12 protein-coding genes and 2 pseudogenes are annotated in these 11,075 nt (G+C 73.5%); 5 read left to right on the top strand and 9 right to left on the bottom strand.

What is annotated here, in order from left to right:
* Positions 1-142 precede the first annotated feature (142 nt).
* Positions 143-646 (top strand): annotated as a pseudogene (locus ACIBFB_RS22210) (aldo/keto reductase); the annotation flags it as partial.
* Here the strand turns inward: ACIBFB_RS22210 and ACIBFB_RS22205 are convergent.
* The 3 genes and pseudogenes from ACIBFB_RS22205 to ACIBFB_RS22195 all read right to left on the bottom strand — a co-directional run bounded on the left by ACIBFB_RS22205 (position 548) and on the right by ACIBFB_RS22195 (position 3,408).
* Positions 548-952 (bottom strand): annotated as a pseudogene (locus tag ACIBFB_RS22205) (DUF2637 domain-containing protein). The pseudogenes ACIBFB_RS22210 and ACIBFB_RS22205 sit on opposite strands and share 99 nt — an antisense overlap.
* A 267-nt stretch (positions 953-1,219) precedes the next feature.
* Positions 1,220-2,413 (bottom strand): MFS transporter, encoded by a 1,194-nt coding sequence (locus ACIBFB_RS22200; protein WP_397233057.1) that lies wholly within the window; start codon positions 2,411-2,413, stop codon positions 1,220-1,222.
* On the bottom strand, positions 2,413-3,408 hold the full coding sequence (locus tag ACIBFB_RS22195; protein WP_397233055.1) for an NAD(P)/FAD-dependent oxidoreductase: 996 nt from the start codon (positions 3,406-3,408) through the stop codon (positions 2,413-2,415). Before ACIBFB_RS22195 ends, ACIBFB_RS22200 begins: the two co-directional genes overlap by 1 nt.
* Positions 3,409-3,499: 91 nt before the next feature.
* Between ACIBFB_RS22195 and ACIBFB_RS22190 the strand changes: the two genes are divergently transcribed.
* Positions 3,500-4,078 (top strand): helix-turn-helix domain-containing protein, encoded by a 579-nt coding sequence (locus ACIBFB_RS22190; protein WP_397233053.1) that lies wholly within the window; start codon positions 3,500-3,502, stop codon positions 4,076-4,078.
* A 42-nt stretch (positions 4,079-4,120) separates the two neighbouring features.
* Here the strand turns inward: ACIBFB_RS22190 and ACIBFB_RS22185 are convergent, their stop codons facing one another.
* From ACIBFB_RS22185 to ACIBFB_RS22170, 4 genes are all read right to left on the bottom strand, one after another.
* Positions 4,121-4,507, bottom strand: a complete 387-nt coding sequence (locus ACIBFB_RS22185; RefSeq protein WP_397233051.1) for a VOC family protein — start codon at positions 4,505-4,507, stop codon at positions 4,121-4,123.
* Between the two features lie 162 nt (positions 4,508-4,669).
* On the bottom strand, positions 4,670-4,912 hold the full coding sequence (locus ACIBFB_RS22180) for a hypothetical protein (protein WP_397233049.1): 243 nt from the start codon (positions 4,910-4,912) through the stop codon (positions 4,670-4,672).
* Entirely contained in the window at positions 4,909-6,147 is a 1,239-nt protein-coding gene (locus ACIBFB_RS22175) for a DUF418 domain-containing protein (RefSeq protein WP_397233047.1), read from the bottom strand. The genes ACIBFB_RS22180 and ACIBFB_RS22175 overlap by 4 nt, the downstream gene beginning before the upstream one ends.
* Entirely contained in the window at positions 6,144-6,785 is a 642-nt protein-coding gene (locus ACIBFB_RS22170; RefSeq protein ID WP_397233045.1) for a TetR/AcrR family transcriptional regulator, read from the bottom strand. Before ACIBFB_RS22170 ends, ACIBFB_RS22175 begins: the two co-directional genes overlap by 4 nt.
* A gap of 159 nt (positions 6,786-6,944) precedes the next feature.
* Here ACIBFB_RS22170 and ACIBFB_RS22165 point away from each other — a divergent pair, with 159 nt between their 5' ends.
* Positions 6,945-7,949 carry a zinc-binding dehydrogenase gene (locus ACIBFB_RS22165; protein ID WP_397233043.1) on the top strand — a complete coding sequence of 335 codons (1,005 nt, stop codon included), beginning with the start codon at positions 6,945-6,947 and terminating at the stop codon, positions 7,947-7,949.
* 135 nt (positions 7,950-8,084) lie between these two features.
* Here ACIBFB_RS22165 and ACIBFB_RS22160 read toward each other — a convergent pair whose 3' ends face one another.
* Positions 8,085-8,582, bottom strand: a complete 498-nt coding sequence (locus ACIBFB_RS22160; RefSeq protein ID WP_397233041.1) for a MarR family winged helix-turn-helix transcriptional regulator — start codon at positions 8,580-8,582, stop codon at positions 8,085-8,087.
* A gap of 95 nt (positions 8,583-8,677) precedes the next feature.
* Between ACIBFB_RS22160 and ACIBFB_RS22155 the strand changes: the two genes are divergently transcribed.
* Together ACIBFB_RS22155 and ACIBFB_RS22150 are read left to right on the top strand one after the other, a co-directional pair.
* Positions 8,678-9,370, top strand: coding sequence for a nitroreductase family protein (locus ACIBFB_RS22155; protein ID WP_397233039.1), 693 nt, complete (start codon positions 8,678-8,680; stop codon positions 9,368-9,370).
* Complete coding sequence (locus tag ACIBFB_RS22150) at positions 9,367-10,299, top strand: EamA family transporter (protein ID WP_397233037.1); 933 nt, start codon at positions 9,367-9,369, stop codon at positions 10,297-10,299. Before ACIBFB_RS22155 ends, ACIBFB_RS22150 begins: the two co-directional genes overlap by 4 nt.
* Here ACIBFB_RS22150 and ACIBFB_RS22145 read toward each other — a convergent pair.
* Positions 10,251-11,012, bottom strand: coding sequence for a hypothetical protein (locus ACIBFB_RS22145; RefSeq protein ID WP_397233035.1), 762 nt, complete (start codon positions 11,010-11,012; stop codon positions 10,251-10,253). The genes ACIBFB_RS22150 and ACIBFB_RS22145 overlap by 49 nt on opposite strands.
* Positions 11,013-11,075 lie beyond the last annotated feature (63 nt).

The following is an 11,075-nucleotide window of genomic DNA, read 5'->3' as shown; positions in this document are numbered from 1 at the left end:
AGCATGTGGTCGGCGTAGGGCACGCGGAAGGCGTCCGTGACCATGCCGCCCCACTGGCCGCTGGCTGGACCGAATCCGTAGGCGGCGAGGGTGGACTGCCAAAACCTGGCCCTGCAGATGCCTGGCCGAGCACACTTGCCGCATGCACGACACCTTCCACCTCGGCGGCGACCCGCCCGTCAACCGCACCGGCTTCGGCGCCATGCGCCTTCCCTCCCAGCAAGGCATGGGAGGGCCCGCCCGCGACCCCGAAACCGGACGCACCGTCCTACGCCGCGCCATCGAGCTCGGCGTCGACCACATCGACACCGCCGACTTCTACTTCGGCTCCGACGGCGGGGTGCGCGCGAACACCTTGATCCGCGAGGGACTACACCCGTATCCGTCCGATCTGGTCATCGCCACCAAGGTCGGCCCACGGATCGGCCCCGACGGCCTCACGCACGGCACCGCCGCGGACATGCGCGGCCTCGTGGAGGCCAACCTCGAAAGCCTGGGCACGGACCGGCTCGACCTGGTCTACCTGCGCGTCGGAGCGATGGAACCTCTACACGGCGAGTCGATCGCCGACCGCTTCGAGTCCCTGGCCGCCCTGCGCGAGGAGGGACTGATCCGCCACCTCGGCCTCAGCAACGTCTACACCGACCACCTGACAGAGGCTCGCGCGATCGCACCCGTGGTGGCCGTGCAGAACGCGTTCCATGTGGGCGGGATCGGCGACCGCGACGTTGGCGGCGAGAGAAGCACGGGAACCGATGATCAGCAGGCTCCACGGCAGCAACCCGCCCTTACGGCCGTGGCGGGCGTCGCTCAGCAACGTCATGGAAGCACCGACGATCATCCCGTCCACCGACAGGGGGAACAGGGCCGCGCGTCAACCAGGCTCACCGTTACGCAATGCGAGTTCGTACATGTGCGAGTAGGACACCACCGCAGCGATCACGGCCAGCATCAGCACGGCGGCGACGGTCGTCCAGCGGGACCAGCGGGAGGAATCCATCACGGGTCACCGCCCATCCAGTGACAGGTCGGTGCTCAGCACCAGCGGGCTCGGACCCTGTGGGGGTTCAAGTCCTCCCTCGGACACACGTCCTTCCCCCAGGGGAAGCTTTCGTCGTTTCGGTGCGGGTCGAGTCGTATCTCGGCCCGCGCTTTGTTGTGCACGGGCTGGCGCCGGCCCCGGGGCGGCCGAATCGGACTCGGCCGCCCCGGGGTCCGGTCAACGTCGTGCCCGGTCGAGCAGGATGAGGGGCACAGCGGCCGTGGCGAGCGCGGCTCCGATCAGGGACACCGATGTGAGTGCGGCCCCCTGTGTGAGCGACGCCGCCGCCAGGACGGGGGTGATGCTGATCCCCAGTTGGAACGCCGACACGGTGGTCGCTCCCGCGAGGGTCGGGGCGTCGGCCGCGATCGCGAAGACCCGTCCGTAGACGGCGGGGTTGAGCACGAACGCGGCGATGCCGATCAGGAACACCGTGGGCACCACCGCCCAGACGTGCGGGACCGCGGCGACCATGGCGACCGACAGGACCGCGGTCCCCAGGGCGCCCGTGAGCAGCGCGCGGTGGGGGCGCCGGTCGGAGACCCGGCCGCCGACGGACAGACCGAGGAGGGCGCCGACTCCGAAGAGCGCGAGGACCGCCGGGATCCAGACCTCGGGGACGGCGGTGATGTCGGCGAGCATGGCCGCCAGGAAGTTGAACGTGATCATGTACGCCGCGGTGGTCAGGATCGTGATCGCGTAGACGCCCCAGAGCATCGGCTTGCGCAGCACGGCGATCTCCCGCGCCACGCTCGGCCCCGCGTTCGGGTGGGACCCCGGGTCGGCGGCCGGGAGTCCGAGGCGACAGCCGACCATCCCGGCGACCGTGAGCGCCGCCACGGCCCAGAAACCGCCGCGCCAGTCGGTGAAGTGACTGAGCAGCGTGCCCGCGGGACCTCCGGCGACCATCGCCACGCTGAGCCCGCTGACCACGACTCCGGAGGCGCGGGCGTTGCGGTCCGGCGTGACCAGGCTGATCGCCGTCACCGTCGCGACGGCGAAGAAGCCCGCGTACGCGACCCCCGACACCACCCTGGACAGCAGCAGGACCTGGTAGTTCCCGAGCAGTCCGACGACGACGCTGGCGGCGAAGACGGCCTGGGTCGTGACCAGCGCGGTGCGGCGGGGCCAGCGCAGGCTGAGCACGGCGAACGGCGGCGCGCCGAGCACGACTCCCAGCGCGAACGCGGTGATCAGGAACCCGGCCGAGGAGAGCGTGACGTCCAGGTCCGCGGCGACCGCGGGGAGGACGCCGGCCAGCAGGAACTCCGCGTTCCCCATCGCGAACAGGCTGAAGGCCAGCAGGTACACGCCGAGGGGCAGTCGTGCGGAACGTCCGGTCCGGGGCCCGTACGTGTCGGTCCCCGCCATCAGGCCGCGTCCCCGGTGTCGAGCCGGCCGGTCGAGGCGGCGGACAGGTCCCGCTCGAGCAGCCAGCCGGTCATGCCGATCGCGGCGGTCGAGCCCGCACCCGCGGCGGTGACGACCTGGGCCCGGGGGTTGACCACGTTGCCGGCCGCCCAGACTCCGGGGACGTCCGTGGCGCCAGAGGAGTCGACGGCGACGAGCCCGCTCACCGGGTCCCTGGCCGCGCCCAGCGCGGTCAGGACCGCGTCGTGGGGTACGGGGCGGGGCGCCACGAAGACGGCCGCGCACGCGACCGCCCCGCCGTCGTCGAGTTCGACCGCGACCGTGTCCGCGCTCCCGGCGTCGGAGTTCGCCACGACGCGCGTCACGTTCGCGTCGACCAGGCGCACGCCGTACGCGGTGAGGCGCCGCCGCTCGTCGGGGTCGACCTCGACGCCGTTGACGCAGAACGTGACCGACGGGCTGAAGCGGCGCATCAGCGCCGCGAGATGCCTCGACACCGCGCCCCTCGCGCTGCCGATCACGGCCACGGTCCGGCCCCGCACCTCGTAGCCGTGGCAGTGGGGGCAGTGGTGCACCGTCGAACCCCACCGCTCGGCCAGACCCGGGATGTCCGGCAGTTCGTCGGTCATCCCGGCGGCGACCAGCACCGCCCGCGCGCGCAGGGCGCGGCGGTCGCCGAGCCGCAGCCCGAACGTTCCGTCCGCCGCGCGCCGCGCGTCGACCACCGACGCCCGCACGTGGTTCCCGCCGTAGCGGACCAGTTCGGCGCGCCCGGTCGCGGCGAACTGGTCCGGAGCCATGCCGTCGCGGGTCAGGTACCCGTGCATGTGGTCGGCGGGCCCGTTCCGGGGCGCACCTCCGTCGACCACCAGGGTCGCGAACCGCGCTCTCGCGAGCACGACCCCGGCGGACAGTCCGGCGGCCCCACCGCCGACGACGACCGCGTCCCACAGCTCTTCCGGCGCCGACCGATCGGTCGGACTCGTCGTGTCCATACGGATCACCTCCGCCGACAGCGTCCGGGGGGCCAACCGGTTTCGGCAAGGATCCTTGCCGAAACCGGGACACGCGACCAGACTGCACCGCATGGAGGAACAACCGACGGTCAGTGCCGTGATCGAGCAGATCGCTCCGCGCCTGCGCCAGGCGCGCGAGAGGAAGGATGTCAGTCTGGCCGATCTCGCTCGGGCGACCGGCATCTCGACCAGCACGCTCTCCCGGCTGGAGTCGGCTCAGCGCAAGCCGAGCCTCGAACTCCTTCTGCCGATCACCGCGGCGCTCGGCATCGCCCTGGACGAGATCGTCTCCGCGCCCCGCGTTCTCGATCCGCGCGTGCCGCAGCAGCCGACCAGTCGGGGCGGCCGGGTCCTGGTCCCGCTGTCACGGCAGCAGGGAGAACCGCGTGCCTACAAGATGACCATCCCCGCGCACGACGAGCAGCCCCATCTACGGACCCACACGGGCCACGAATGGCTCTACGTGCTCCGCGGGCGGCTCCGGGTGAGGCTCGGCGACCAGGACTTCGTCATGGGAGAGGGCGAGGCGGCCGAGTTCGACTGCCAGGTCCCGCACTGGTTCGGCGCGGCCGGGCGCGGCAGCGTCGAGGTGCTCAGCCTCTTCGGGAAACAGGGCGAGCGCATCCACCTGCGCACCCCGCGACGGTGACGGGGGCCACGCGCCGGCCGTGCACCGCCGCGGTGCGCGGGCTCAGGGGCGGCGGCCCGCCAGGACGCAGAACTCGTTCCCCTCCGGGTCGGCGAGCACGACCCAGCTCGCCTCGCCCTGGCCGACGTCGACGCGTCGGGCGCCCAGGTCGAGCAGGCGGCGGACCTCGGCGTCCTGCTCCCTGTCGGCCGGGTTGACGTCGATGTGGAGCCGGTTCTTGACGGTCTTGGCCTCGGGCACGTGTGCGAAGGTCAACGCCGGCGGCACCGGCCCGGGGCGGTTCTCCGCCCCGGGCGCCGCCGGCGGGCCGATCGTGACGAGCCCGTCGTCCTCGTCGCGCACCTCGTAGTCGAGGACCGAGCACCAGAACCGGGCCAGGCGGTGGGGATCGGCGCAGTCGACCGCGAGCTCGGTGAACCTACTGGCCATGCTGGGACCTCCCGATCGCGTCGCGGTTCCGCCCAGGGCCGCCCGCTCGTCGCGGTGTTCGACCGCGAGACGGGCCGCACGTGGTGTGCGCTCGTCGTGGGACGGGTGGGGTCGGGGGCCGCTCTCCTGTGGATCTCCCGAGCACGGTAACAGGATTCCGGCTCACCCCCCGCGGACCCCCGGTCGGTCAGGGGTTCCTCCCACCGTGCCGGGCGCCGCTCCGGCGGCGGCGCCGACGTGGCGCAGGGCCATCGCGGTGACGGCCGCGACGTTCATCCCCGCCGTGAAGGCCTCCCTCGCGTGGTCGAGGACCTCCGGCGGGACCTCCGGCGCCCCCTCGGCCTGGCGGCCGAGGCGGCGCCGGTGTCGGCTGAGGCGGACCGCGACCGACCGGTCACACCTCACGCGACCGGCGTGCGGCGGTGTCCGGGCGCCCTGGACAGCACCGCCTTCTGCAACGCCTCCAGCGGCCCCGCGCGGAACCGGCGCAGCCACAGCGTCGACCACACCAGCAGCAGACCGGACACCGCGGCCCACAGACCCATGACCCACCACGGGCCGTAGGCTTCGAACCGCGCGGCCAGCCCCAGCCCGAACCCGTAGCACACGAGCACGCAGACCAGGTTCTGGGTCACGTAGCCGGACATCGCCATCCGCCCCAGGGAGGCGAACGCGCCGACGACCGGCCCGGTGGTGCTCACCCGGTCCAGCAGCCACCCGACGACGCCGATGTACCCCAGCGCGACGATCGGGGCCGCCACGTAGCGGTCCGCCAGGAACAGGTCGGGCCCGGCGAGCGACGTGGCGACGTTCAGCGGCACGCCCACGCCGATCCCCCACACGAGCATGCGGGAGCGGATGCGGCGGCCCGTGGCGTCCGCGCCGAAGGCCCCGGCGCGGAACAGCCGCACGCCCAGCAGGAACATGAACACCAGCAGGGCGAAGGTGATGATCGGCTCCAGCCTCAGCAGGAACGCGTGGTCGAGCCGGAAGGCCACCTGGTCGAGCCAGCCGCCCTCGGCGTACAGCGCCACCACGTCGTCGGGGACGCCGGTGTCCTCCGGCGGTGTGTCGGCCAGCATGCCGACGGTCACCAGGGCGACGAACGCCAGGTGGACCGAGAGCGCCGTCCACATCACCGCGCCGCGGACGCGCTCGGAGCGGACGAGCAGCCAGGCGACCACCAGCGACACGACGGCGTACCCCATGAGCACGTCCGCCGCGAAGACCAGGGTGAAGTGGACCAGGCCCTCGGTGAACAGGAACAGCGCGCGCCACGTGTAGGGGCCCGGCCACCGGCCGCCGCGCCGGGACGCGGACCTGAACTGGATGGCGAGGCCGACTCCGAACAGCAGGGTGAGCAGGGACAGGAACTTGCCGTTGGTGAACAGCAGGAACACGCCCTGGGCCAGTCCGGCGGCCGACGGGTCGGCCAGGAAGGCGCCCAGGGGGCTGAGCATGTCCGTCTCGTAGAGCATGACGCCTTCGCCGCCGCGCGCGGTGAAGAGCCACACGTTGGTGCCGAGGGTGCCCAGGATCGCGATGCCGCGCAGGACGTCGAGCAGCGGAAGCCGCGCACCCGGCCGCTGTACCCCGGGGGTCCGTTCGGTCGTCGGTGTCCGTTGGTCGGAGCGGGTCATGGGGACCGCCTTCGTGGTGCTCGATCGGATGGCTGCGGACTCCCAGGGGCAGTGCGGAGCCGGTCGAGGTAGGCGCGGAGGGACGCTCGGATCTCCTCCTCGGGGAACTCCCGCGTGGTGACGAGGTGGTGCAGGGTCAGTCCGTCGACGAAGGCGACGAGCCGGGTGGCCTCGCCGCGCGGGTCGGTCCCCTCGGGGAGGTCCCCCTTCCGCACGGCGTCCTCGAACCCGTGCGCGATCCCGTCGACGAGGGCCCGGGTGGTGTCCTGGTGCATGCGCGCCATCTCCGGATCGGTCAGGGTGGCGGGCAGGAACTCCAGCCAGACGGTCAGCTCCACGCGGCGCTCGTCGTCCAGCGGGAGGAGGGTCTCGGCGAAGCGGTACGCCCGGTCGTGGAAGGTGCCGCTCATGTCGACCGCCTGGAAGCGCTCCGCCGCGCGCCGGTACATGTGCTCCACGCCGAACCGCAGGAGGTCGGACTTGGCGCGGAAGTAGCGCTGCACCAGCCCCACGGAGACGCCCGCCTCGTCGGCGACGTCCGCGAGCGTGGTCCTGGCCAGCCCGCGCTCGGCCACCGTGCGCATGAGCGCCTCGGCCACCTGCCGCCGCCGTGCCTCGTGGTCCGCCGTCCGTGCCATGAGAAAAATATTAGCGGCATATTTTTATCCGCGCCACCCGGCCGCGCCCCGGGAGGATCCGGGATTCCCCGGCAGTTGACCTCAACCATTGTTCAGGTAGAAAGCTGGGTCCCGCCGCGGGAAGCGGTGACGAGGTTTCGATCGTGAGGAGCGATGGTCATGCGTGCGGTTCGCGTCAAGGATTTCGGCGGCCCCGAGGTACTGGTGGCCGAGGAGGTGCCCGACCCCGTGGCGGGTCCCGGCGAGGTCGTGGTCGACGTGGCCGCCGCCGACGTCCTCTTCCTCGACACCCTCATCCGCAAGGGCTGGGGACAGGACTTCTTCCCGGTCCCCCGGCCGTACACCCCGGGCACGGGCGTGGGAGGGACCGTGTCCTCGGTCGGGGAGGGCGTCGACCCCGCGTGGATCGGGCGCCGGGTCGTCGCGGAGACGGGCCGCGCCGACACCGGCGGCGGTCGGAACAGCCCCACGGGCGGGTACGCCGAGCGGGCGGCGGTGCCCGCGGAACGGCTCGTCCGGATTCCCGAGGGCCTCGACACCGCGCACGGCCTGGCCCTGCTGCACGACGGCGCGACGGCCATGCTGCTGGAGCGGGTCGCGCGGTTCGAGGCCGGCGCCTGGGTCCTCGTCGCGGCGGCCGCGGGCGGCGCGGGCAGCCTGGCCGTCCAGCTGGCACGTGCCGCGGGGGCGCACGTGGTCGGCGCGGCCCGCGGGGAGGCCAAGCTCGACCTCGTGCGCTCCCTGGGCGCGGAGGCGGCCGTCGACTACTCCACGCCGGGCTGGGTCGACCGGGTGCGCGCCCTCACCGGAGGCGCCGGGGCGCGCGTGGTCCTGGACGGAGCCGGCGGGCCCCTGGGCGAGGAGGCCTTCGGCGCCGTCGCCGACGGGGGCCACTTCATCAGCTACGGGACCGCGGCGGGCGCGTTCGCCGAGGTCGACGAGGAGGAGGCCGAGCGCCGCCGGGTGAGGGTCACCGGGCTGCTCGACCTGGAGACCGCTTCGCCGGCGGCCAAGCGCGACCTGACCCGGCGTGTCATGGAGCTCGCCGCCGAGGGGCGGATCGCCCCGCGGATCGGGGCCGCCCTCCCTCTGGAGCGGGCGGCCGAGGCGCACGCCGGCCTGGAGGAGCGCACCACGGTCGGCAAGTCGGTCCTGGTGCCCTGACGCGCGCACGGAGGCGTACGGCCGCGCGCGACCCGGCGGACCGCGGGTCGCGCGCGGCCGCGGTGGCGGCGCGCGGCCGACTCGACGGCACACGGGGCCAGCGGCCGGGGCCAGCGGTCTCCCCCGCCCGCGGCGTCAGTCCAGGGTGTCCCCCAGTGACACCAGGAGCTTGCGCAGCACGGCGGCGAGCCGCTCGCGCTCCCCCTCGTCCAGTGCCGCCAGGAGCCGCTCCTGGTTGGCCACGTGTCCGCCCACCGCCCGGTCGATGACCTCCAGCCCCTCCGGGGTGAGCGTCACCAGTGTCCGCCGCCGGTTGTCCGGATCGACCTCGCGCGTCACCAGACCCCGGGCGACCAGCCGGTCCACGCGGTTGGTCATCGCCGCGCCCCCGACCATCGTCATGGCCACCAGTTCCTTGGGCGTCAGGGAGTAGGGCTCACCCGACCGGCGCAGCGTGCCCAGGACGTCGAACTCCCACCTCTCCAGCCCCTCCCCGGAGAGGAACTCCTCGACGCCGCGCCAGAGCAGCTGTGAGGCCCGGCCCATCCTCCCGATGATCCCCATCGAGGACACGTCCAGATCGGGGCGCTCTCGGGCCCACTGGCCGAGGAAGACGTCAACGGCATCGCTCATCCGGCGATGATAGCGCCGCCCGCTTGACGCGCCGGGGCCGCGCGATCTAATGTTTCGACATCGAACAGTTTGATGATGAAAGGTTCGCCGTCAAAATGACTGTGCTCCCCCCGGTCTCCGTCGCGGACGCCATCCGCAGCCGCCGCAGCGTGCGCCGCTTCCGGCCCGACCCCCTGCCCGACGACCTCCTCGCCGGACTCCTCGACCTGGCCATGGAGGCCCCCTCCAGCTGGAACTTCCAGTCCCGGTCCGTCGTCGCCGTCACCGCCCCCGAGGACCGCGAGGCCCTCGCCCGCGCGGCCAACGGCCAGGACCAGCCCCGCCGGGCGCCCGCGACCCTCGTCTTCCTCGCCGAGTGCGACGCCTGGCGCGGCGACCTCACCGACGTCCTGGACACCGCCCGCGCCAACGGGGCCTGGAGCGAGGACTTCACCGAGGCCGTCGCCACGCACGGGGTCGACTTCCAGCGCGACCTCGCCGCCCGCGGCCTCCTGCGGGAGTACGCGGTCAAGGACGCGATGATCGCCGCGAGCTTCGCCATGCTCTCCGCCACCGGCGCGGGCCTGGCCAGCTCGCCCATGAACGGCTGGGACGAGGCCAAGGTCAAGAAGGTGATCGGCGCCGACGCCCGGGAGGACCTGGCCGTCGCGCTGCTGCTCTCCGTCGGCCTCCCCGACGAGGACCGCCGCCACCCCGGCCGCCGCCCGCGCACCCGCCACGTGTTCCACGGCCGGTACGGGCGCCCCCTCCCGTCATCCACCACCACTTCCGACGGAGAACCCCGATGAACCGCGGACGCATCGCGCTCGACTCCCTGATCACGCTCATCGCTCCGGTCGTGTGGGGCAGCACCTACATCGTCACCACCGAGTTCCTGCCGCCCGACCGCCCGCTGCTGGCCGCCGCCATGCGCTCCCTGCCCGCCGGGCTGATCCTGCTCGCCGTCTGCCGGGTCCTCCCGCACGGCGTGTGGTGGTGGCGCACTCTGGTGCTCGGCACACTCAACATGGGTGTCTTCTTCTACCTGCTCTTCGTGGCCGCCTATCTCCTGCCCGGCGGTGTCGCGGCCCTGGTCATGTCGGTCCAGCCGATGCTGGTCCTGGTCCTCGCCGCGCTCGTGCTCGGCAACCGCGTCCGCCCGGTCCACGTGCTCACGGGCGTGATGGGCGTCGTGGGCGTCGGCCTGCTCGTCGTGGGACCGGAGGCCGCCCTGAACCCGTGGGGCGTCCTGGCCGGGCTCGCGGCCGCTGCCTGCATGGCCACCGGGATCGTGCTCACCAAGCACTGGGGACGCCCCGAGGGGGTGGGCGTCCTGGCGATGGCCGGATGGCAGCTGACCGCCGCCGGGTTCCTGCTGGCCCCCGCCACCCTCGTCTTCGAGGGGCTGCCCGACCGGATCACCGGCGCCAACCTCGCCGGATTCGCCTACCTCGGTCTGATCGGCGCCCTGGTGGCCTACGCCCTGTGGCTGCGCGGCCTCGACCGCCTGCCCGCGGTGGCCGTGTCCTTCCTGTCCTTCGGCAGCCCGCTGGCGGCGACGGTCCTGGGCTGGGCGGTCCTCGGCCAGGCCCTGACCCCTGTCCAGCTGACCGGGGCGCTGATCGCCGTGGCGGCGGTGGCCGTCGCCCAGGTCGTCGCGCCCCGGAGCGCGCCGGCCGCCGCCTCGGGTCACCAGCGGGCCGAGGACACCAGTCCCTCGGTCCCGTCCAGCCCGTAGTCGTCCACCACGAGCACGTCCGGCCCCTCCAGGAGCCACACACTCTGCTCGAAGGAGGCGAAGTCGGAGGCGCCCGTGTCGAAGCAGGGGACGGATCCCGTCGCGCGGATCGCCTGACCGCCCGCGACCGGAACGGTGTCGGCCGACCACCCGTCGCCGACGCCGCCCGCCAGGTCGCCCTGCCCGTGGAGGGCGACCTCCTCGGAGCACGGCCCCGGGTCCGAGGACGGGGCGTAGGCGGCCCCCGTGCCCGAGGCGACGTCCATGGGCACGTAGCCCGGTCCGGCGTAGTCGAGCACCTCCGGCCCGAAGACCTTCAGGTGCCGGCAGCCGGAGCCGAGGTCGTTCCAGGACCAAGCGGTCCCGGCACAGGCCGCCTGGCCCTCCGGGTACAGCGCCAGCCACGACACCCGCTCCCTCTCCCCCTCGGGGTCGCTGAGGGCGCCGACCTCCTCGCTCACGGGCTCCGCCCCCCACCCGTCCGGGAGGGTGAGGGTCACACCGCCCAGTTCGACCGGGGTTCCGCCGGCCCCCTCGGCGGGGCTCTCCGACGCGGCGGCGCCGTCGGCGTCCGAGGCCTCGGAGCCGGGGGACCCGCTCGCCGGGGCGCACGCGGTCAGCGCCGCCGCGACCACCGCCAGGACGGGGAGGGCAAGCCGTCCCAGGGGCGGGGACGCGGCCGTGGGAGCGGGGGCGTGCGTGGAGACGGGCATGCGCGGCATCCTTCACTCGGATCCGGGACCTGGTGTCCCGGGCTCGCGCCCTTGGACCGCCGC

The organism is Nocardiopsis sp. NPDC050513, assembly GCF_044457925.1.
GTDB lineage: Bacteria > Actinomycetota > Actinomycetes > Streptosporangiales > Streptosporangiaceae > Nocardiopsis.
The sequence above is the reverse complement of the archived record's forward strand: the minus strand, read 5'-3'. Positions and strand labels throughout refer to the sequence as shown.

Bases quoted from the DNA above. Each gene is read 5' to 3' on its own strand.
- ACIBFB_RS22195 (WP_397233055.1), bottom strand. From the start codon at position 3,408: ATGGACACGACGAGTCCGACCGATCGGTCGGCGCCGGAAGAGCTGTGG.
- ACIBFB_RS22190 (WP_397233053.1), top strand. From the start codon at position 3,500: ATGGAGGAACAACCGACGGTCAGTGCCGTGATCGAGCAGATCGCTCCG.
- ACIBFB_RS22175 (WP_397233047.1), bottom strand. From the start codon at position 6,147: ATGACCCGCTCCGACCAACGGACACCGACGACCGAACGGACCCCCGGG.
- ACIBFB_RS22145 (WP_397233035.1), bottom strand. From the start codon at position 11,012: ATGCCCGTCTCCACGCACGCCCCCGCTCCCACGGCCGCGTCCCCGCCC.
- ACIBFB_RS22165 (WP_397233043.1), top strand. From the start codon at position 6,945: ATGCGTGCGGTTCGCGTCAAGGATTTCGGCGGCCCCGAGGTACTGGTG.
- ACIBFB_RS22155 (WP_397233039.1), top strand. From the start codon at position 8,678: ATGACTGTGCTCCCCCCGGTCTCCGTCGCGGACGCCATCCGCAGCCGC.
- ACIBFB_RS22170 (WP_397233045.1), bottom strand. From the start codon at position 6,785: ATGGCACGGACGGCGGACCACGAGGCACGGCGGCGGCAGGTGGCCGAG.
- ACIBFB_RS22160 (WP_397233041.1), bottom strand. From the start codon at position 8,582: ATGAGCGATGCCGTTGACGTCTTCCTCGGCCAGTGGGCCCGAGAGCGC.
- ACIBFB_RS22185 (WP_397233051.1), bottom strand. From the start codon at position 4,507: ATGGCCAGTAGGTTCACCGAGCTCGCGGTCGACTGCGCCGATCCCCAC.
- ACIBFB_RS22200 (WP_397233057.1), bottom strand. From the start codon at position 2,413: ATGGCGGGGACCGACACGTACGGGCCCCGGACCGGACGTTCCGCACGA.
- ACIBFB_RS22150 (WP_397233037.1), top strand. From the start codon at position 9,367: ATGAACCGCGGACGCATCGCGCTCGACTCCCTGATCACGCTCATCGCT.